17 protein-coding genes are annotated in these 22681 nt (G+C 42.0%); 15 read left to right on the plus strand and 2 right to left on the minus strand.

What is annotated here, in order from left to right; all coding sequences use genetic code 11:
- The first annotated feature begins 286 nt into the window (after nucleotides 1-286).
- Genes DVR12_RS20195 through DVR12_RS20250 form a run of 12 tightly spaced genes read left to right on the plus strand, consistent with a single transcriptional unit; the run spans nucleotide 287 to nucleotide 15013 of the window.
- Entirely contained in the window at nucleotides 287-1603 is a 1317-nt protein-coding gene (locus DVR12_RS20195; protein ID WP_116977607.1) for an aspartate aminotransferase family protein, read from the plus strand.
- Nucleotides 1600-2778, plus strand: coding sequence for a galactonate dehydratase (gene dgoD, locus DVR12_RS20200; protein ID WP_116977608.1), 1179 nt, complete (start codon nucleotides 1600-1602; stop codon nucleotides 2776-2778). Before DVR12_RS20195 ends, dgoD begins: the two co-directional genes overlap by 4 nt.
- Nucleotides 2779-2796: 18 nt before the next feature.
- Nucleotides 2797-3564 (plus strand): SDR family NAD(P)-dependent oxidoreductase, encoded by a 768-nt coding sequence (locus DVR12_RS20205; RefSeq protein WP_116977609.1) that lies wholly within the window; start codon nucleotides 2797-2799, stop codon nucleotides 3562-3564.
- 5 nt (nucleotides 3565-3569) lie between these two features.
- Entirely contained in the window at nucleotides 3570-4961 is a 1392-nt protein-coding gene (locus DVR12_RS20210; protein ID WP_233522432.1) for a neutral/alkaline non-lysosomal ceramidase N-terminal domain-containing protein, read from the plus strand.
- On the plus strand, nucleotides 4958-6529 hold the full coding sequence (locus DVR12_RS20215) for an SLC5 family protein (RefSeq protein WP_116977611.1): 1572 nt from the start codon (nucleotides 4958-4960) through the stop codon (nucleotides 6527-6529). The genes DVR12_RS20210 and DVR12_RS20215 overlap by 4 nt, the downstream gene beginning before the upstream one ends.
- A gap of 14 nt (nucleotides 6530-6543) precedes the next feature.
- Nucleotides 6544-7764 carry an Nramp family divalent metal transporter gene (locus DVR12_RS20220; RefSeq protein WP_116977612.1) on the plus strand — a complete coding sequence of 407 codons (1221 nt, stop codon included), beginning with the start codon at nucleotides 6544-6546 and terminating at the stop codon, nucleotides 7762-7764.
- On the plus strand, nucleotides 7761-9281 hold the full coding sequence (locus DVR12_RS20225) for a PQQ-dependent sugar dehydrogenase (protein WP_116977613.1): 1521 nt from the start codon (nucleotides 7761-7763) through the stop codon (nucleotides 9279-9281). The genes DVR12_RS20220 and DVR12_RS20225 overlap by 4 nt, the downstream gene beginning before the upstream one ends.
- 58 nt (nucleotides 9282-9339) lie before the next feature.
- Nucleotides 9340-10632 (plus strand): putative oxidoreductase C-terminal domain-containing protein, encoded by a 1293-nt coding sequence (locus DVR12_RS20230; protein WP_116977614.1) that lies wholly within the window; start codon nucleotides 9340-9342, stop codon nucleotides 10630-10632.
- Between the two features lie 15 nt (nucleotides 10633-10647).
- The gene (locus DVR12_RS20235) at nucleotides 10648-11685 is read left to right on the plus strand and encodes a Gfo/Idh/MocA family protein (RefSeq protein WP_116977615.1); all 1038 of its coding nucleotides are present in this window, start codon (nucleotides 10648-10650) and stop codon (nucleotides 11683-11685) included.
- Between the two features lie 36 nt (nucleotides 11686-11721).
- Nucleotides 11722-12738: an NAD-dependent epimerase/dehydratase family protein gene (locus DVR12_RS20240; RefSeq protein ID WP_116977616.1), complete on the plus strand. Its 1017-nt coding sequence runs from the start codon at nucleotides 11722-11724 to the stop codon at nucleotides 12736-12738.
- A 21-nt stretch (nucleotides 12739-12759) separates the two neighbouring features.
- Nucleotides 12760-13833 (plus strand): dihydrodipicolinate synthase family protein, encoded by a 1074-nt coding sequence (locus tag DVR12_RS20245; RefSeq protein ID WP_116977617.1) that lies wholly within the window; start codon nucleotides 12760-12762, stop codon nucleotides 13831-13833.
- Nucleotides 13826-15013, plus strand: a complete 1188-nt coding sequence (locus tag DVR12_RS20250) for a M20 metallopeptidase family protein (protein WP_116977618.1) — start codon at nucleotides 13826-13828, stop codon at nucleotides 15011-15013. The genes DVR12_RS20245 and DVR12_RS20250 overlap by 8 nt, the downstream gene beginning before the upstream one ends.
- Nucleotides 15014-15288: 275 nt before the next feature.
- Here the strand turns inward: DVR12_RS20250 and DVR12_RS20255 are convergent, their stop codons facing one another.
- Nucleotides 15289-16173 (minus strand): sugar phosphate isomerase/epimerase family protein, encoded by an 885-nt coding sequence (locus DVR12_RS20255; protein WP_116977619.1) that lies wholly within the window; start codon nucleotides 16171-16173, stop codon nucleotides 15289-15291.
- A gap of 323 nt (nucleotides 16174-16496) precedes the next feature.
- On the opposite strand from DVR12_RS20255, the gene DVR12_RS20260 reads away from it, so the two are divergent.
- The 3 genes from DVR12_RS20260 to DVR12_RS20270 all read left to right on the plus strand — a co-directional run bounded on the left by DVR12_RS20260 (nucleotide 16497) and on the right by DVR12_RS20270 (nucleotide 20946).
- Nucleotides 16497-17387 (plus strand): helix-turn-helix domain-containing protein, encoded by an 891-nt coding sequence (locus DVR12_RS20260; protein ID WP_116977620.1) that lies wholly within the window; start codon nucleotides 16497-16499, stop codon nucleotides 17385-17387.
- 189 nt (nucleotides 17388-17576) lie between these two features.
- Nucleotides 17577-19766: an outer membrane protein assembly factor BamB family protein gene (locus DVR12_RS20265; protein ID WP_199417160.1), complete on the plus strand. Its 2190-nt coding sequence runs from the start codon at nucleotides 17577-17579 to the stop codon at nucleotides 19764-19766.
- Between the two features lie 130 nt (nucleotides 19767-19896).
- Nucleotides 19897-20946, plus strand: a complete 1050-nt coding sequence (locus DVR12_RS20270) for a cyclic nucleotide-binding domain-containing protein (RefSeq protein ID WP_116977621.1) — start codon at nucleotides 19897-19899, stop codon at nucleotides 20944-20946.
- 208 nt (nucleotides 20947-21154) lie between these two features.
- Here DVR12_RS20270 and aspA read toward each other — a convergent pair whose 3' ends face one another.
- Nucleotides 21155-22567 (minus strand): aspartate ammonia-lyase, encoded by a 1413-nt coding sequence (gene aspA / locus DVR12_RS20275; protein ID WP_116977622.1) that lies wholly within the window; start codon nucleotides 22565-22567, stop codon nucleotides 21155-21157.
- Nucleotides 22568-22681 lie beyond the last annotated feature (114 nt).

Consider the following 22681-nt stretch of genomic DNA (forward strand, 5'->3'; position numbering starts at 1 on the left):
AAACCTTTTAGCAACTTCATCTGATTGTAAAGTGAAACCCGATGAGATCTTCCATGTTGTACGAATCCCTAATGCTGATAAAGCTACCAGTATGTATTGGAAATTAAGTGTTAATGATTTTTACTGGTAAACAATTTTCAACAATGAACATTCCTGGCGAATTTTTTTCTCTGCCTGGTGCTAAGATTAAGAATGGTCAGTTTTCGAGATATACAGACTAGCAGCGGATGGAACGCCTCTGACTATTATCAACAAACAATCTAAAAAATATTAACAGTATCATATTATGAATGCATGGCCAAAATCAGCAGCGCTGTTGAAGAACAATGAACAGTGGATTCCCGGTGGTGTTGTATCACTTAACCGGAAGGCAGACCCAAATATTGTATTTGAAAAAGGTTTGGGAAGCCGCGTATGGGACCTTGAAGGAAATGAGTATATCGATTATCAGGCCGGATTTGCGGCTACCTTCCTGGGGCACAACGATCCGGATGTTAATGCTGCTGTAATGCAAACCCTGAATCAGGACAGCTTACTGATGAGCGCTGGTCCTACTAATCTGGAAGGTGAATTTGCCAGACTGTTTTGCGAGTGTGTACCAACTGCTGAAAGTGTACAGATTGCCACTACCGGTTCTGAAGCTACCTATCACGCACTACGTATAGCCCGTGCCGTAACCGGTAACGATCACATCATCGTTATGCAGGGTGGCTACAATGGCTGGCATAACGATGTTTCCTGCAACGTTATCAGCTCACTGGATGACATTGGACCTAGAGTTAGCCCGGGCGAATACCCTTATGATTCTTCATCTGCGGGTGTTCCACAAGCTCACAAATCACTCGTACACATTATCAACTACAACGATCTCGAGTCCGTAGAATATATAGTTAAGCGTTACCCTGTTGCAGCTATTCTTCTCGAACCAATTTTGCAAAACGTAGGTATTCTGAAACCTCAGCCTGGCTATCTGCAAGGCTTGCGCAAACTGGCAGACGAGAAAGGATTCCTGCTCATCTTTGATGAAGTAAAAACAGGTTTCCGTCATGCATTGGGTGGATATCAGCAACTGTGCGGTATTCAGCCGGATCTTAGCACTTTCGGTAAAGCCGTTGCCAATGGTTATCCTCTTGGGGTAATTGCTGGTAAGAAGAAATACATGGATTACTTTGTACATCCGGAGAGAAGCAAACGTGTACTGATTGCAGGTACTTTCAATGCTCATCCGCTTACTACTGCTGCTGCTATTGCAACATTGAAGAAATTATCTTCAGCTGGTGTTTATGAGCATGTAGAAAAACTGGGTAAGATGATGGAAGATGGATTGAATGAAATTTTTGCTGCTACTGGCCGTAAATATTTTGTTTCCCGCCAGGGCTCTGCATTCTGTACCTACTTCATGGATCATGCACCGGTAGATTTCCATGATATCATGGAAAATCACGACTTTGAATACGATAAAGTATATCGTCGTAAGCTGATCGAGAACGGTATCTTCAATTTCCCACTGCCTATCAAACAAGGTAGTATCTCTTTTGCCCACACTGTAAAAGATATTGAAGAAACATTAGAGAAAACTAAAAACATCGTTGCTCATTTATGAAAATAACCGCGATTGAAACGCATGTATGCCATGCCAGGATGCGTAACTGGATTTTTGTAAAGATTGTTACCGATCAACCTGGATTATGGGGCTGGGGTGAAGCTACTTTAGAGTGGCATACCCGTGCCGTTGTTGGTGCAATTGAGGATATTTCTCAATTGCTGGTAGGAGAAGATCCAAGAAGAATTGAGCATCTCTGGCAAATGATGTACCGCCAGCATTTCTGGCATGGTAACGGTATAGTAAGAGGTACTGCTATCAGTGGTATTGACATCGCCCTATGGGATATTCTGGGTAAAGTTCATAATGTACCATCTCACGAATTAATGGGTGGAAGAGTTAGAGATTATATCCGTTTATACTGTCACTTAGGTGGTGGGAAAATGGAAGATTTCTACGAAACCCGTCCGGATGATGCTGCACGATTTGGTGAACTGGCACAGAAAGCGGTTGAAGACGGGTTCACCGCCTTCAAATCTATGGCCGTTCCTGAAACTATGCCTTTAGAAGGTCTGAAACCAATCCGTTATGCCGAAGCTTGCGTAAAAGCAATGAGAGAGGCTGTAGGAGAGGATATTGATATCATGGTTGATTGCCACGCACGCCCAAGCCCGCTGATGGGTATGCAGTTTGCAAAGGCACTGGAACCATATGGTTTGTATTTCTTCGAAGAACCATGCTGGCCTGAAACAATGGACGATATCGCCCTGATTCAGCGTGCCGTAAAAACCCCTATCGCCAGTGGTGAAAGGTTGGTAGGTATTCACCAGTTCCGCGACCTGCTCGAAAAACGTGCCGTAAGTGTTATCCAGCCAGATATCACTCACTGTGGTGGTTTGAGTGAAGCCCGCAAAATTGCCAACTTAGCAGATGCCTATCGCGTGGCGGTAGCTCCTCACAATCCTCAGGGGCCGGTAAGTACTGCTGCCTCCATTGAATTGGGTTTTGCTACTCCTTCCTATGCAATATGTGAAAGCGTACATAATGATGTACCTTGGAGAGATGAAGTGGTTAGTGAAGGATTTACTGTTGAGAAAAAAGGACGAATCGTAAGACCTAATACAAAACCAGGACTGGGTATCGAAATCAACGAAGCAGTTGTAAAGAAACATCCGTTCCAGCAAGAGGTATTACAGCGTACTTTCTATAAAGACGGTAGCGTAGGTGATTGGTAATAACTAAATGAAACCGGCATGAAGAAATTATTTGAAGAGAAAACAGTGCTCATTAGCGGAGGCCTTGGAGATATTGGAAAAGCGATAGCGATTGCATTTGCAAAATCGGGTGCCAACGTTGCCGTAGGAGATATTCAGCCTTCAGCTCAGGCTGCTTCCCTGCTCAACGAACTAACCCAGCTTTCTGTGAAATGCAGTTATACACAGGTTGATGTATCAGATGCCGCGGCAGTAGATGCCTGGGTAACTGAAGCTACCAACGCTTTCGGTACCGTTCACATAGCTATCGCTAATGCTGCAACGGTAACAATTGCCGGTTTATATAAGATTACTGATGAACAGTGGTCAAAAGAATTACGTGTAAATCTGGATGGTGCATTTTACGTATCCAGAGCTGTTACAAGCAGATTATTACAACAGGATCAAAAAGGTAGTGTGGTATTTGTAGGTAGCTGGGCTGCAGAAGCTGTTCATGCTCATATCCCTGCTTATTCGGTATCCAAAGCCGGTATGCGTATGCTTTGCCAGTGTATGGCTTTAGAACTGGCTCCTCATGGTATTACGGTAAATGAAATAGCACCGGGATACGTGGATGCCGGCCTTAGTCGCAAGGTCTGGGAACAATCACCTGCACAGAAAGAAGATGCTCGTCTGAAAGTTCCTGTACAAGCCTTAATTACGGCTGAAGAAGTAGCAGAACAGGTACTTCGCCTGAGCGATCCTGGAAATAAACATATTACGGGCAGCATCCTTTTAATGGATGGTGGTCTTTCACTTGTGAGATAGATACTATGAGCATAGCGAAATCATATATGCCATTCAAAAATCCTTCATTCCGTGGATGGATAGGAACAGGGAGAGAGGATATTACGCCTCCGGTGGGCATTTTTGCCCGTAACTGGGGCGCAGCCAAACATGAAGTGTCAGCAGGCGTGCACCTGCCGCTGACACTTACCTGTTTCTCCTTTCAAACGGATGAAAAGGATGCACCACTTTTTTTAATCTCTGCGGATCTTGGATGGTGGAAAAGCGCAGCAGATGAACGTCAACTGAGAGAAGGTATTCTGAATGCGCTGGCACTGGAACCTTACCAGTTGATGTTTTGTTTAACGCATACCCATGCCGGTCCGAGTACTTTCAGTGAAGATGCAAACAAACCAGGTGGACATTTCATAATTCCTTACCTGGAAAGTGTTAAACAAGCCGCTATCAGTGCCTGTAAATCGGCCCTGGCAAATGCCAGCCTGGCCACTCTTTCCTGGAACTACAGCAAATGTGACCTGGCCAAAAACAGAGAATTACCTGAAGAAGGTACCGATCGTATTCTCACCGGGTTTAATGTATTAAAACCAGCCGACGATACCTTACTGGTAGGCCGACTAACAGATGCTAATGGAACTATCATCGGTTCTATAGTGAATTATGCTTGTCATCCTACTACTTTAGGTGCTGCCAATGATTTAATATCTCCCGATTACGTAGGAGCCTTGCGTCTGGTTGTTGAGGGTTCTACCAATGCACCATGTCTGTTTTTACAGGGCGCATCCGGTGAACTGGCGCCTGCAGAACAATATAGCGGCGATACTACGTTGGCCGATCAGTATGGCCGTCAACTCGGATATGCTACCCTGGCTGCTCTGGAAGCTATGCAGCTGCCACAAACGGCGCTGGAATTTACGGGTGTAGTAGAATCAGGAGCCACACTAGCCATGTGGAATAAAACAACTTTCCTGCCTGATGCAACCAAACAGGCGGAGATGAAACTGGTATCCCTCCCTTTAAAAGATTTACCTACCCTGGCAGAAATAGAAGCTGCCTGGGAGCAATGTACGGATCATGTAATTAAAGAACGCTTATGGCGACAAAGAGGTATCCGTAAAACAATCGGAGACGGAGATACCTCCAACATGCCTTTATGGGTATGGCGCTTAGGCGATGCTGTGTTGGTGGGGCAACCCAATGAGGCTTATGCCGCATTTCAGCAACAGTTGCGGGAGCAACTGGCACCTGCCGCAGTAGCCGTAATAAATATTGTAAACGGATATGCAGGTTATTTACCTCCTGCATCTTCGTATCACGACCAGAGTTATGCAGTTTGGCAAACACCATTTGCACCTGGTTCACTTGAACTGCTGACAGCTTCAGCTACAGCTATTTCCCAACGAATGATCCTATCGAAATGAATTTGAACCTAACCGCTTTAGATGCTGCAATTTTCGGGATATACATTCTAGGTGTTATCGGCCTTGGTCTGTATGCTTCCCGTAAAGGTCAGCAAACCAAAAGAGATTATTTTCTGGCTGGTGATAAATTACCCTGGTGGATGATCGGTGGTAGTATTATTGCTGCCAATATTAGTAGCCACCACCTGGTAGGCGCAATGGGCGTAGCTTATAGCCGTGGTTTCGTTGCTATTGCAATGGAATGGGGCGCTATTCTCATGGGCTTTAATGCCTTACTCTGGATTTTCCTTCCTTTCTATATCCGCAACGGATTTTATACAGTACCCGAATTCCTTGAACGAAGATTTGGGGCGGCTGCAAGAACCACGTATGCAGGTCTGATCCTATTGACCTATATCCTGGTTGAAATTAGTGCTGTACTATATCTGGGAGCATTGTCATTACACTCTCTATTTGGAATTTCTGTAATGTCGAGTGTCGTAATACTGGCTTTAATTACCGGTGTTTATACCATTGCTGGTGGATTACGGGCAGTTATCTGGACAGAAATGCTGCAATTAGGAGTACTGATCCTTGGTGGAATTGCGCTTACTATTGCTACTGTACATGCCGCTGGAGGCGTTTCTTCAATCACCGATACCATGAAAGACTGGGATTTAATTCTGCCGGCTACGGATCAGGATTTCCCATGGACTATGTACCTGGGTGGAGTGCTTTGTATCAGTGTTTTTTATTGCGCTACTAACCAGTTCATTGTTCAAAGAGTAATGGCTTCGAAAAATGAATGGCATGCGAGAATGGGTGTAGTGTTTGGCGATTACCTGAAATTCCTGGTGCCTATTATCATTACCGTTCCTGCTTTGGTAGCACCTAAATTATTTCCAAATCTGGAGAAACCAGATTTGTTATTTCCAACCTTAGTCGAAAAATTATTGCCATCCGGATTAGTAGGGCTGGTAATGGCAGGATTGATTGCAGCAGTAATGTCTCATCTTTCCGGAGCTATTAACTCCTGTACTACCATCCTGACGGTAGATGTATATCTCCCTTATTTCAAAAAACAGGCAACTGAAAAACAAGCAGTGAGATTTGGTCGTATAGCCGGTTCCGTTATTATTATGATCGGAATACTATGTACCGGTTTATTTCTGACCCAGTCAAAGAAACCAATATTTCTTTATCTGATGAATGCCTATGGGTTATTCACTCCAGGTATTGCTGCGATGTTCCTGCTTGGAATATTATGGAAACGAACCACACATGCGGGTGCATTGGCTGCGGGAATTCTGACGATTCCAATGTCTATTGCCATGGAACTGATTTTCCCGACTATGCCTTTCTTTAACAGAACCGGTATTGTATTCTGGAGTTGCGTAGTGTTATGTGTGTTAGTGAGTTTAGTGACTAAACCTAAACCGGAAGCTGAGTTGAAAGGACTTATCTGGAATAAGGCCAGTTTGTCTTTACCTCCCGATCAAAAGGCCTTGCAACAGGGTTGGCGTAATCCAACTATCTGGTGGGCTATTATTACTGCCGCCGTTCTATTTTTCTATATCCGTTTCGCATAAGATAATAACCAGCTATGTCAACTACTCAAACAAAAAAAAGCAAATCAATAGCCTGGCTTCAATCGCTTGGTCCGGGGCTTATCACCGCTGCGCTGGTGTTTGGACCCAGTAAGGTTACTATCGCTTCAATCATGGGAGCCGATTATGGTTTCTCCTTATTATGGTTGGTAGTAGTTGCCATCTTTTTCATGATCATTTTTACAACGATGGCAGCCCGGGTGGGTATCGCTACCAATAAATCGTTGCTTAGTACTATAGCCGATAAATGGGGTACTCCTGCACGAATTGCCATTGGGGTAGGAGTGTTTCTGGTTACTGCTTCCTTTCAGGCCGGAAACTCTATTGGTGCCGGCATTACACTGGCTGAAGCCACTCATACTCCCAAAGTAATCTGGATCATAGTATGTAATTTATTAGGGATTACTATTCTTTTGCTGAAAGGCTTTTATAAAGTACTGGAGAAAATAATGATCACACTCATCATAATGATGCTTTTTGCTTTTATCGTTACGATGTTGATGTCGCAACCTCCTGTAGGTAAGATTGTAGAAGGTTTTGTGCCTTCTGTTCCTGATAAATCAATGGGATTGATCATTGCCTTTACTGCCAGCTGTTTCTCTATTGTAGGAGCTATCTATCAATCATACCTGGTGCAGGAAAGAAGACGTATCAGACCTGATTTGAAACTCACAGGTAAAGAGGCTTTACCTGGTATGCTGATCCTTGGATTTATGAGTGCCACCGTTATGATTTGTGCCGCCATGGTATTACATCCGGCAGGTATCAAAATAACAACTGCCACAGATATGGCTAAAGCACTTGAACCTGTGTTTGGTAATGCTGCTGCTGCCTTATTCCTGGTTGGACTATTCGGAGCTTCATTTTCTTCTTTATTAGGAAATGCTGCTTTGGGAGGTACTTTACTGGGAGATGCATTAGGATATGGTGGCCAGCTCAGTTCAAAGATGGTACGTGTATTCATTGCTATCATCATGTTAATCGGTGCTACTGTTGCCATCACCTTTGGTAAACTGCCATTGGAGCTGATCGTACTGGCACAGGCTGTTACCATTTTCATTGTTCCATTTATCGGAATTGCACTGTTTTTTGTTGCCAATGATGAAAAGATTATGGGGCCGTTGAAGAACAGCAGGTTTACAAACATTGCAGCAATACTGGGTTTATTACTGATGATTGGTTTAGGAATTCATAGTGCTATAAAACTGTTATCATGAGAAAAGGAATTATAGGATTAAGTTCATTAGCGTTGGTTGCAACAGTGGGATGTGAATCAAAACATGCTGCTGATCAATTCCGGCAACCAATAGAAGCCGTGCTGGAATTGGATTCTACCAAGGTGGGGATTTCTACCATCATTTCTGATCTTAATGTGCCCTGGGAAATTACATGGGGGCCCGATAATCAGATCTGGTTTACAGAACAAAGTGGTACCATTAGTAAAGTAGATCCGGTAACAGGCGTAAAGAAACAATTAGTAAATATTCCAGAGGTATACAGACAACGTACTTTAGGATTATTGGGAATGGCTGTATCTGCCGATCCTAAACAGCCCTATGTATTTGTTGATTATACGCACATGAAGGAAGATTCTTCCATTGTATCCAGACTAGTAAGGTATACCTATACAGCCGATACATTGAAAGACCCGCTAACCTTGCTTGAATTACCAGGTAACACTGGTCATAATGGCTCAAGAGTCGCTATTTCTCCGGATGGTAAGGTATTTCTCTCAACTGGTGATGCGGCGAATGGATTAAATGCTCCTGATACGACTTCTATCAATGGTAAAACATTAAGACTAAACTTTGATGGTTCCATTCCTGCAGATAATCCTTATGCCAATAGTCCTGTATGGTCTTCAGGCCATAGAAACATCCAGGGGATGGTATTTACAGATAAGGGTCACTTATTTGCCAGCGAACATGGTGATGCAATTGAAGATGAGGTAAACTATATCCAGCGTAAACATTATTATGGATGGCCGTTTATAGAAGGCCCAGCAGATTTGCCTGCCGAAAAAGCACATGCAGATTCCTTTGCTTTTACTGCACCACTCCGCAGCTGGACGCCAACCATTGCTCCTGCGGGCGTAGATTATTATGGAAGCAATCAAATTCCTGAATGGCAGAACAGTATCCTGTTAGGAACTTTAAAAGCTGCCAGTTTAAGGGTGCTTTCATTGAATAAAGCCCAGGATAGTATTTTAAAAGAGAATATTTATTTCGCCGGAAAATTCGGCCGGTTGCGCGATATATGCGTGGCTCCGAACGGCGACATTTATATAGCTACAAGTAACCGCGATTGGAACCCCGGTAAGGGGTTCCCTTTACAACACGACGACAGAATTCTCAGATTAGCAGCGATTCATCCAGGTACTAATATTCCTGCTACCGCTGAAGTGTTGAAAGAAACTCTAGCTGTTGCAACAACCGTAAATAAAGGCCAGTCAACCTATAAAAGCTATTGCGAAGCATGCCACAAGCCAGATGGAAAAGGTGTGAAAGGCTCTTTCCCTTCTTTGGATCAAAGCAAATTAGTAAACGGGAAGCCCGATGCTCTTATTCAAACTGTGTTGAATGGTCGCTCAGGTTCCAATATTGGTGAGCAAATGCCGGCTTTTGCATTTTTAGCGGATGATGAGGTAGCCGAACTATTAACGTATATACGTAATAGTTGGAGCAACCATGCAGATAGTATATCGCCAGCCATGGTTAAAGCAAATAGAAAGTAAAAATCACTGATGAAGTAAAAGAATTCCTATCTTATTGCCATACAACTAAAAATAGAATATGCAGTTGATAGCTTTAGATCCCGGACATTTCCACGCTTCATTAGTACATCGGGAACAATACCCGGGTATTGATACTACTATACAAGTATTGGCGCCAGAAGGAAAAGAAGTAGCACAATATCTTCAGGAAATTGCCAACCATAATAGCCGGGCCTCTTTTAAAGAAAATTGGACAACAGAGATTTTCAGAGGCCCGGGATATTTAGAGCAATTGAAAGCATGCAGGCCCGCAAGTATAGTGATTCTTGCAGGGAATAACCGGCTTAAACCTGGGTATATTTCTGCTGCTGTCAACGCTAATATGCATGTACTGGCAGATAAGCCAATGGCTATAGATGCCGGTGGTTTTAATATGCTTAAAACATCTTTCGAAACTGCTGCTAATAATAATACTTTGCTTTTTGATGTAATGACAGAACGTTATGAAACCCGTAACGTTTTACAGAAAGCAATATCACAGTTACCGGAGTTATTTGGAGAACTGCTGACAGGTACTAAAGATGATCCGGCAGTTATTAAGAAAAGTGTACATCATTTTAAGAAAACAGTGGCTGGTAAACCACTTATCAGACCAGTTTGGTATATGGATACCAGAGAACAGGGAGAGGGAATTGTAGATGTAACCACACATTTGGTTGATCTGGTGCAATGGACTTGTTTTCCTAACCAGATCCTGAATTATAATGAAGAAATAGAAATAGATAATGCGGTTTCCTGGCCCACAACATTGAACCTGCAACAGTTTAATGCAGTAACAGGAGCAGAAAGTTTTCCTGCAGGGTTAGAGAAAATGATTGACGAAAATGGGTTGCTGAATGTTTATGCAAATGGAGCTTTTGATTATACAATCAGAAATATTCACGCTCATATTGCAGTTCAATGGAATTATGAGGCTCCGGCTGGCACCGGAGATACACATTATTCACTGCTAAAAGGAAGTAAAGCATGGTTGTATGTGCTGCAGGATAAAGAGCAACATTATCAACCTACCTTATATATACAACCAGTAAGTAACGACAAGAAATATATTAACACCTTACATAAGCAATTTGGCTTATTGCAAACAGCGTATCCAGGAATTGAACTGAAACAGGTTAAGGAACGTTGGGAAGTAATAATCCCGGACTCATTAATCAGAAAGCACGAATTACTGTTTGGAGCTGTAATGAAGCAATTCCTAAAATACATTAAAGAAGGAAGAATGCCTGAATGGGAAATATCAGCAATGTTGTCTAAATATTATACCACTACACAGGCATTGTTAAAAGCTAAAAGACTGACTGGGGATTAATAAAATATCCGAGCTATGACAGATTTCAACCGACGCAGATTCATACGTAATTCAACCCTTACAGGATTAGGGTTAGGTATACTTTCAGGACTTCGTCCGCTTATGGCAGTTGGCAAACCAGCTACTGATACTGTTATAAGAATTGGGATAATTGGATTGGATACAACCCATGCTATTGCGTTTACCAAAGCATTTAACAATGCTACTCCGGTAGCCGGATTGGAAGGAATGAGAGTGGTAGCAGCCTTTCCTCAGGCTAGTCTTGATATTGCGCTGAATCAGCAACGGCTCCCGAACTTTACTGAACAGGTGAAGAATATGGGAGTAGAAATAGTAGATAGTATAGATAGCTTATTATCGAAGGTGGATGTAGTGTTGCTCGAATCCAATGATGGCAGACCACATCTGAATCAGGCATTGCCGGTATTGAAAGCCGGAAAGAAGATTTTTATTGATAAACCTTTGGCTGCTTCACTGGTAGATGGTATGCGAATATTTGAGGCAGCTCAGAAATATAATGCTCCTGTATTTTCGGCCTCCTCACTAAGGTTTATGGAAAGCGCTCAGCAGGCAGGTGTACAGCAGGTTTTAGGTAAAGTGCTGGGTGCCGATACTTATAGTCCGGCGGCTTTAGAGAAAACACATCCCGATTTGTTCTGGTATGGGATACATGGAGTAGAAACACTATATACGGTTATGGGTACGGGTTGTGAATCAGTTACCCGCTTTAATACACCTGATATGGATGTTGTGGTGGGTAAGTGGAAAGATGAGCGGATTGGAACATTCAGAGGTACACGTAAAGGCCCTGACGATTTTGGAGGAAGGGTTTTTGGAGAGAAAGGCAATATGCCATTAGGTCCATTCAAGGGGTATGAGCCACTATTACAACAGATTGCCATCTTCTTCAGAACTGGTGTGGCGCCTGTACAACCAGCAGAAACATTGGAGATATTGGCATTTATGGAAGCGGCAGAAGAAAGCAAACGTAAGAAAGGAGCTCCTGTTTTATTAGCAGATATCTATAAAAAAGCCTATAAAAAATTGAAGTAGCGCTTTTATTCATCTTCGAAAAAAAATATATTCAATATGACGCAACTGGAACAATTGGTTGACAGCCTTCTGCAACCTTCTGAGGCATTGATAGCTGATATAGCTAAACTGGATGGCGATATCATTATTCTGGGTGTTGGGGGAAAAATTGGCCCCAGCCTTGCAAAATTGTTAAGACAAGCCATTGACCGCGCTGGCGTTCAAAAACGTGTAATTGGTGTTTCCAGGCTTACTGAACCAGGTCTGAAAGAAGAATTGGAAAGCTATGGCGTAGAAGCCATTGCGGCCGATTTATTGAACGATGCTGAATTACAAGCTTTACCAGACGTAAAGAATGTACTGTATCTGGCAGGTACCAAATTCGGAACTACCGGTAAAGAAGCTTTTACCTGGGCAATGAATACCTATTTGCCAGGCAGAGTTGCAGAAAAATATAAGAACTCCCGCATAGTAGTTTATTCTACCGGTAACGTATATCCATTAACCCCGGTATTTGCCGGTGGTGCTGATGAAAATGTAACACCTTCCCCTGTTGGTGAATATGGTCAGTCTTGCCTCGGTCGCGAGCGCATGTTCCAACATTTTTCAAATAAATACGGAACACCTATTCTCGTTTACAGATTGAATTATGCAAATGATCTGCATTACGGTGTATTGCTGGAAATTGCGAAAACAGTAAGGGAAGAGAGAGAACTGGACGTGCGCATGGGCCATGTAAACGTAATCTGGCAAGGAGATGCCAATGAAATGGCAATCCGCAGCTTATTACAAACCAGTGCTCCTGCTAAATTATTGAATATTACAGGTCCTGAAACCGCTCCGGTTAGATGGATTGCAAATGAATTCGGAAAAATATTCAATAAAAAACCAATTCTCGTTGGGGAAGAACAATCAACCGCTTTGTTGAGCAACGCTTCTGAAAGCTTCCGCCTGTTTGGTTATCCGAAAGTTACTTTGCTGCAAATGATCCAACTCACAGCAGCATGGTTAGATGCTGGTGGTAAGATGAACAATAAAGACACTCACTTCCAGGAAAGAGAAGGTAAGTTTTAATTAATTACTAAAGAAGGAACAATGGACGCTGCTATTGAACAGTTATTATATAAAGGAACAATTATTCCTGCACACCCGTTGGCAATTGATGAACAGCGGAAATTAAATGAAAACAGACAACGACTGCTTACCCGCTATTATATAGCAAGTGGAGTTGGTGGTGTAGCTGTAGGGGTGCATACCACTCAATTTGCTATCAGAAATCCGGAAATTAATTTACTGGAAACTGTTTTACGTTTAGCCGCTGAAGAAATTGAAGCTGCACAACTCGACCGCCCATTTATTAAAGTAGCCGGAGTTTGCGGACCAACAGAACAGGCTTTGTCTGAAGCCCGCCTGGCGCTGAAGTATGGTTACCATTTTGGTTTGGTAAGTCTAGGTGGATTGAAAGATTATTCTGAAGCCCAATTACTCGATCATGTCCGCAAAGTAGCAGAAGTAATCCCTGTATTCGGATTTTATCTGCAACCTTCAGTAGGTGGTCGTATCTTTAGCTATGAGTTCTGGGAGCAGTTCGTGGAAATCAAAGGAGTTAAAGCTATAAAAACTGCACCTTTCAATCGTTACCAGACATTGGATGTTGTTAGAGCAGTAGCTTGTTCTTCACGGAAAGACGAAATTGCGCTTTATACCGGAAACGACGATAATATTGTGGCAGATCTGCTGACCACATACCGATTCAATGTAAACGGCCGTATTGTAGAAAAACAGTATGCTGGTGGATTGTTGGGTCATTGGTCTGTATGGACTCAAAAAGTGGCAGGTCTGTTTGCCAGAGTAAAAAATTGTATACTTGAGGATTATAAGGGGGCCGGAGAATTGCTGACTGAAGGGATAGCTGTTACAGATATGAATGCCGCTATCTTTGATCCGTCACATGCTTTTCAGGGGTCTATTGCCGGTATACATGAAGTATTGCGCAGGCAGGGATTACTGGAAGGGATCTGGTGTCTGGAAGATCACGAAGTTTTATCACCGGGGCAGGCAGAGGAAATTACCCGTGTAAGTGCCGCATACCCGCATCTGGTAGATGATGACTTTGTGAAGGAATTCCTGGCCCTGGAACGCAATCAAAAATTATTGCAAAATGCTTAAAGAAAGGGTCCGGCAATTGGCCAAAACCGTTCAGGAAACGGCAATAAACAATCGCCGTCATTTACATATGAATCCTGAACTTTCTTATCAGGAATACCAGACAGCAGTATTTATCGAGGATAAATTGAAAGCATTGGGTATTCCGTTCGAAAGAATGGCCAATACAGGAGTAGTAGCTTTATTACAAGGTACTAAAGCACCTTCAGACCAGGTAGTGGCCTTACGGGCCGATATTGATGCTTTGCCAATTACAGAGCTGAATGCGGTTTCGTATCGTTCCACCAATGATGGAGTTATGCATGCCTGTGGGCATGATGTACATACTGCATCCTTACTTGGAGTAGCTGAAATACTTACCCAAATGAAAGCTGAATTTGCAGGAACTGTAAAATTCGTTTTTCAACCAGCAGAAGAAGTGATTCCAGGTGGCGCCAGTCTGATGATTGCAGCCGGAGTATTGGAGAATCCAAGACCACAACATATGATAGGCCAGCATGTGATGCCTGAACTGGCAGCTGGTAAAGTCGGATTCAGAGCCGGCAGATATATGGCCAGCAATGATGAAATCAACATCACTGTAAAAGGCAAAGGCGGACATGGAGCTATGCCTCATCTGGGGGTAGATCCGCTGCTAATTGCTTCTCATATTGTAGTAGCCTTACAACAGATCGTTAGTCGCCGTGCCAACCCTTCATTGCCTTCGGTTTTATCATTCGGTAAAATGATTGCCAACGGAGCCAGAAATGTGATTCCTGATGAAGTGAAACTGGAAGGTACTTTCAGGTCAATGGATGAAACCTGGCGGAATGCTGCACATGAAAAAATCAAGAAATTAGCTATATCCCTTGCAGAAAGCATGGACGGAAGCTGCGAAATAGAGATTCAAAGAGGTTATCCTGTTCTCATCAATGAAGAGGTACTTACTGCCAACACCCGGGCGCATGCTGTAGAATATCTGGGTGAAGAGCAGGTAGTAGATCTCGACATCTGGATGGCTGCAGAAGATTTCGCTTCATATTCTCAGGTCGCAGATGCTTGTTTTTACCGGTTAGGAGTAGCAAATGAAGAACGTGGTATCACGTCTGGTTTGCACACCGCTACTTTTGATGCGGATGAAACAGCTCTGGAGGTAGGTCCTGGCCTTATGGCTTACGTGGCTCTGAAAACTTTAGGTAACTGATAAAGGTTTCCCATACACTTTATTTGTTAACAGGAGGTTAACAGCACGTTTTTCATAACATTCACGGACAATAATAATGCTTTCACAAAATAAGTATTGCAACTAACGTGAATGAATATACCTTTGGTTCAGGTTTTTCATAGGATATGGTTAAAATATTAAAAGGGAGGTATTCTTGCCACCCTTTTTTTTATTTAATACACCGCCCTAAGATAAGTTGACACTACATCAACAGATTTCAGGACGGTCGGTCAACAGATCAACTGCACCAAAGATTATAATCCGTTAAAATATTTGAGGGATTGTATAACATCCGCCAAATTATTCTCCATATTATGTTCGCATTCAACATATATCATTCCTGTATAGTTCTGATCTCTAAGTTCACGTACTACTGCCGGAAAATTAATCACCCCAGTGCCTACTGTTACATCTGCTGCATTTATATTGTTTAATGAATCAATGTCTTTGAGATGGATGCCCAGGATATGACCCTTTAATTTTTTCAGACACTCAACAGGATCAAGGCCGCTTCTTGCCCAATGGCCCAAATCGGCACAGGCACTAAAATTAGGATGGCCTTTCATTGCCGCCAATACAGAATCGGGGTGCCAGTAAGCACTATGCCCACGTCCGTGTTCGTGAATGGCAACAGGAATACCATAAACCCCTGCCAGGCTATCGGCGATATCCCATTGGTTTCTGGCAGGTTCGCTGGTCAGAAATTTTGCACCCACCGCCTTAGCTATCTCAAAGTACCTTTTCCATTCTTCTACATTTCCACCTTCTGCATATAAAGATTCCATGGAAATGCCTTTATCCTTCATTATTTGCTGCATCCTGGCAATACCGGTTGGTGACAGGGAACCCAGCGTAGAGTCGGCAAACTCTTTTCCCAACATATAAAAGGAAAATCCTTCAACATATTTGATACCAGCACTATCCACCTTATCTAGTGCAGCAGTAAAAGAGTGGCGATTGAATGAGTACAATGCTATCCCCATCTTCCATTTCGCCGGAGTAGCAGTGGAATCAGCATTAGACCCCGTACCTGAAGAGCCATTACATCCAATTTGAGCCAGGAAGCCACATAGCAGGATTAGCAGGGCTGTTAATTTACCACCCAGCTTTAAAAAAATTGATTTAGGAGCAAATGTCATTTGTCTTTTATTTATGTTATTCAAATTGTTTTTTATATTGATAACCAGGCAATAAATGCCTCAACACATTCATAGTTTCCCAATAATTAAATTCATAACGATGGCAGAAGTTTTCCTGTGCTCCACCAGATTTTCCTAAAAATAATAAGCCATGCCATAGGAAAATATAATGAACTTACCCTTTTTCTTCATAGAATTACCCTCTGTGGGGCTTAACGGCCATGGATAAATATTTTGAGCTTTAATACTAACTGAATTTCCTTAAAACCATTATTTTAGCTGTTTCCCCGGGCCAATTTTTCATACAATCACCACGTAAAAAAATGAGAGTATTAAAAACAGAAATTACTCCTTTAACCAATGAAATTTTGCACATAGATGTAAGAGATCAGATGTTTTTATGGTCGCCCTATCATACACAACCCTGTTTTCATTCTCATCCTGAATTAGAACTTGTTTTTATTCTTGAAGGATTTGGAAAACGGATCATTGGCAATAAGATTGAACCTTTTGAAGCGGGAGATATGGTGTTCGTAGGCTCCAATGTGCCTCATTTATGGTTAAGCGATCCCGCATTTTACGAAGAAGGTTCAGAGCTCAGGTCTAAGGTGATAGTCACCTATATCAATCCCAAGGCTTTTATCGAGGTGTTTGATTCCATAAAAGAGTTTGAAAGCATTCGGGAAATGATCAAACAATCATCTAAAGGGATCAGAATTTTTGGTGAAACCCGGAAAGTCATTGCCGAAAAGCTGATCTCTCTTTCTAATATTGAAGGGTTTGAAAAGGTAAACGGACTTCTGCAGATCATGAATATTATCTCTGTTTCTAATGAAAAGGAATTCATTTTTAACAATTATGAGACTGATTATTACGACGATTTGTATCCCGACCGGTTGGTGGATGTCATAAAATTTTTAAAAGAGAATTTGCATGAACAAATCACTTTACGGCAGGTGGCAGATATAGCCAGCATGACAGAACAGAGCTTTTGCCGTTTTTTTAAAAAGAGAACTCAGAAAAACTTCTCCCGCTATTTGAGTGACTTGCGGATTGTGCATGCCTGTCATTTGTTGGTACAAAGCGACAACTCTATAAGAGAAATTGCAGGCCAGTGTGGCTATAGCTCGGCTTCGCACTTTTGTAAAGTGTTTAAAGAGCATACCGGGGTTAGTCCGCTGCAGTATAAAACATCAGCAAACCAGGAACGTTAGCCATTAATTGATTTAAGTACGAGTAATATCACTGTTAGCTGGCGGGTGGTGATAAAATAGGACCTTCCTGCAAAAGATTTCAAAGCTTTAACCTGATAGATAATAAAGTTGTATAACAGGTTAATATTTTGATATTTTTATCATTCCAGAGGATTTACTTTCACGTGAAAATGTGAATATTATATTACTATGCATAATTCGGTAAAATTTGCCAACATAATCAGAAGAGGAAAACTCTTGCTGCTTATTTGTTTTACGACTTTTTATAGTGCTTGTGGCCCCGGCGGAGCTAAAAAATACACAGACTGGAAGGTTACTGGCGGAAGCAGGGAAAATGTCAGGTATTCCTCCCTGAACCAGATCGATACAAGTAATGTGGATCAACTGAACGTTGCATGGGTTTACTACTCAGAAAAACAGGATAGTAGCAGGTATGGCTCTATGCAGTGTAACCCGATCGTCGTTGATAATACGCTTTTTGGAGTATCGCCAAAATTGAAATTGTTTGCTTTGGATGCTGCCACAGGAGTTGAAAAATGGTCGTTTAATCCTGCAGATACTATAGCCAATAAAACATGGCACCGCAGCAGCGTTAATATGAACCGTGGGGTCGCATACTGGGCAGATGGTGATGATAAAAGAATTATTTATACAGTTGGATCAGTTGCCTTGTGCGTAAATGCACAAACAGGTAAATTGGTTACTTCATTCGGGAAAGATGGGGGAATTGATTTAAGAAATGGTTTGGACAGGGATTCATCGAAAGTTTTCGTTGCACCTACTTCGCCAGTAATGATTTATAAAGATCTTTTCTTTCTTAGTGGACTTGTTGGGGAAGAAACACCCGGGCATATCAGAGCATTTGATGTGAGAACAGGCAAGCAGAAATGGATTTTTCATACAATTCCCTATCCCGGCGAGCCTGGTTATGAAACCTGGGAAGATTCAACCGCCTATAAATACATGGGATCTACCAATAGTTGGTCGGGCTTCAGTTTGGATGAAAAAAGAGGAATCCTTTATGCACCAACCGGCAATCCAACCAACGATTTTTATGGTGGGCAAAGAAGAGGAGCCGGATTATATGGAAACTGTATTCTGGCACTTGATGCAGCTACCGGGAAGTTGATATGGCATTTTCAGACAGTACATCATGATGTTTGGGATATGGACCTATCATCTCCTCCGGTTTTGGTAACGATTAAAAAAGATGGAAAAGCAATTGATGCTGTAGTACAATCAACAAAAACAGGTTTAATATTTATTCTGAATCGGGAAACGGGAGAACCTATTTATCCAATTGAGGAAAGAGCTGTAGATACTACTACTGCCTTGGCAAGAGAGCAATTATGGCCCACTCAACCCTTTCCAACATTACCGAAACCATTCGCACGGCATACCCTGACCGAAGCAGATCTCAACAGATTAGTAGATGATTCTTCCTACCAGGATATATTAACGCGTTTTAGAAGCTATCGTGCAGGATCAATTTTTACACCACCATCAAAGGAAGGAACAGTAGTATTTCCTGGCTATGATGGCGGCGGCGAATGGGGAGGACCTTCAGTTGATCCTGAAACCAATGTACTATATGTTAATGCCAATGAAATGGCATGGGTGCTGAATATTATTGATAACAATGCCCCGAAAGAAGAAAAGAGAACCAAACTAGAGGCTGGAGCAGCATTTTACAATCAGTATTGTATGGGATGCCATGGTCCTGAACGTATGGGGGGCGGTGACTATCCTTCTATTATCGGAGTGGAAAATAAATATAACTACACACGGTTTCTCGAATTGCTTTCAACAGGAAGAAGGATGATGCCAGGTTTTAATAATCTCGATTCATTGGAAAAAGATGCAATCGCATCATTCATTCTTAATATTAAGCAACAACAAAACCAGGAATATAAAGGCCGGAACGAGAAGCGGGATGCTCCACCAAGAGCACTTTATGGATTTACAGGTTATCATAAATTCCTGACAAAGGAAGGTTATCCGGCTATTAGTCCTCCTTGGGGTACTATAAGTGCAATTAACCTTAATAGTGGGGAATACCTTTGGAAAATTCCATTTGGTGAGTTTGAGGAATTAAGCAAGAAAGGAATACCAGAAACAGGAAGAGAGAATTATGGTGGCCCTGTTACCACGGCCGGAGGAATTTTGTTTATCGGAGCATCGGCAGATGGTTATATGAGAGCTTATAACAAGCGTACTGGGGCGTTGCTCTGGAAAGTAAAGCTTCCAGCTCCTGGGGTGGCTACTCCGGCAATTTACTCGATCAACGGAAAGCAATATGTTGTAATAGCATGTGGTGGGTCTAAATGGGGTGGACAATCATCCGATGCCTATGTAGCTTTTGCGTTACCAGGGAAATAATGAGGATCCGGTTTTGAGGCAGCCTTAATAAATAATATTTGGCTTCTAAGCCTAAAAATGTCAGAATCCGGTGAACTTTTTTGAGCCTTCTGCAGTTACAGACTGCAGAAGGCTTTTTGATTTCTGAAATATGCAACAAATATTATTAATCGGAGATATACAGGATTTACAGGAAAATATTGGTGAGCTACTGGAAATGAATGGGTACGAGGTAATTACTGCACCAAATGGGAGGGAGGGCATTAGCCTGGCGGAAGCACAGCAACCTGATATTATCCTGTGTGAGATGAATATGAAAGGTATTGATGGTTTGGGCGTTTTAAATCTTGTGCGCAAGAACCCAGACCTGGAAAAGGTGCCTTTTATATTTATAGCAGAAAAGTACAATGCCCGCCTATTTAGGTCGGCAATGAATCTGGGTGCAGATGATTACCTTATCAATCCGTTTTCCAATAATGATCTGTTGCTGACAGTAGAAAACAGACTACGCCAATATCGCAGGGAAATGGTTGATATGTCTAATACCTCTACAGTATCTGGGCATAGAGATATGTTGCGCCTGGTAAATGAATTCATAGAGAACAGAAATACTATGGTGCTGGCTCCACAGGAAATCGTTTACAAAGAAGGAGGGGTTCCCCGTTTTTTATATTATGTGCTTAAAGGAAAGGTAAAAACAATTAAGACGCATGAAGATGGGAAGGACCTGGTAATCGGATTATATAAAAAAGGCGATTTCTTTGGTTATATCGCATTATTGGAAGATACTCCTTACAAGGCTACAGCCATGGTGATGGAAGAAACTGAACTGGCATTAATACCAAGAGAAGATGCTGAGAAGATTTTAGAGAATGCACCATATATGCTGAAACGATTTGTTAGAATGCTGGCTGAAAATGTTACTGAAAAAGAACAACGACTACTTGGTATTGCTTATAATACTTTAAGAAAAAAAGTGGCAAGCGCATTAATCCACCTGCAAAATAAATATCAGCAACCAGGAACGCAACAATTTACGATTAAGATTTCCAGAGATGAACTGGCTGCTGTGGCAGGTACCGCAACAGAATCTTTGATCCGTACACTGAGTGAATTTAAAAGTGAACAATTGATAAAAGTAAGTAATGGTAATATCACATTACTGAAACCAGATAAACTGGAAGCTATCGCTTTTCATTAAAAAGAAAATCCGGTACACAGACGTATACCGGTTCGCTTTGCTGGAAATCTACATTTATCCTGTTAATTTATCTGTGCTTTATAAATGCAGATGTCCTTCTGATATGTGTGTATGAGTAAAGAAAATATTTTTTTGGGGTGGGTAATGACTGTTCCGGGCCGAAACAGCCATTACCTGTTGGAAACTGGATAACTGTTGTATTAGTCGCTTAATTTAGAAATTGTGGGTTTATCATGTTCTCGACAGAATAGATCTCATCCCACTGTTGCTGTGTTATGTATGATTTTTCTTCTACTACTATTTTATGAATTGATTTACCTGTTTTAAGAGCTTCTTTTGCAATGGCAGCACAGGTTTCGTAACCAAGAAGGGGGTTGAGTGCGGTCACAATCCCAACACTGTTCATTACCATTTCTCTGCATGCCTCTTCATTTGCAGTAATACCATCCACGCATTTTTCACGTAGTGTATTGCAGGCATTGGTCAGATAATTCAACATATTAAATAAGCTGAATGCAATAACAGGTTCCATTACATTTAATTGTAGCTGTCCTGCTTCTGCAGCCATTGTAACTGTAAGATCGGCCCCGATTACATAGTAAGCAGTTTGATTTACTACCTCAGGTATAACGGGATTTACTTTACCTGGCATTATAGATGATCCGGGTTGCATTTGCGGAAGGTTAATTTCGTTTAACCCTACCCGTGGGCCAGATGATAGTAGCCTGAGGTCATTACAAATTTTTGAAATCTTGATAGCGGTTCTTTTGAGAATGCTTGAAACCAATGTAAATGTTCCGGTGTCAGAAGTGGCTTCTACAAGGTCTTCGGCCAGAACAATAGGTAATCCGGTAAGTTCACCCAAATATTGAGTTACCAGTTGCGGATAGCCAGACGGAGCGTTGATAGTTGTACCAATTGCGGTTCCTCCCATATTCACTTCTGTTAGCAATGCCTGTACTTCTCTAAGTCTTTGCATGTCTTCTCTCAGCATGGTGCCAAATGCATTGAATTCGGCTCCCAGGCTCATTGGAACGGCATCCTGCAATTGTGTGCGCCCCATCTTCAAAACATGCGCAAATTCACTGCCCTTAAATACAAAGGACCTTTGCAGAATATTAACTGATTCTATAAATTCATTGAGTTTAAAATATAATGCGATGCGTAATGCAGTAGGATATGCATCATTGGTGCTTTGGGAACAATTGACATGGTTATTGGGGTGCAGATATTCGTATTGTCCTTTCTGATGGCCTAAATATTCGAGCCCTAAATTGGCTATTACTTCATTTACATTCATATTAACGGAGGTACCTGCACCACCTTGTATCATGTCGGTAGGAAATTGATCTTTAAACCCACCATTTATTAATTTATTACTTGCATAAATAATAGCGTCTGCTATATGTGCCGGTAAAACTCCTAAGTCTCTGTTTGCTAATGCTGCTGCTTTCTTAACATATCCTAATGCTCTGATCAGCATCATTTCGCTGGATACAGGTGTACCCGTTATATTAAAGTTCTCTATTGCCCGTAAGGTCTGGATTCCATAGTATACATTACTCTCTATTGTTCTTTCACCTAAGAAATCGTGTTCGATTCTGAATTCCTGTGTATTCATAAAAATACGTTTTAGGGTAGTGAGTGAATTGTGTTGTTCAACGATCACGATACAAAAGTACATTGAGCTGATACCCTGGAAAATGATGGTCATCAGGAAGGCAACTGATTCTGG

Origin of the sequence: Chitinophaga silvatica (genome assembly GCF_003419895.1) — a bacterium.
GTDB lineage: Bacteria > Bacteroidota > Bacteroidia > Chitinophagales > Chitinophagaceae > Chitinophaga > Chitinophaga silvatica.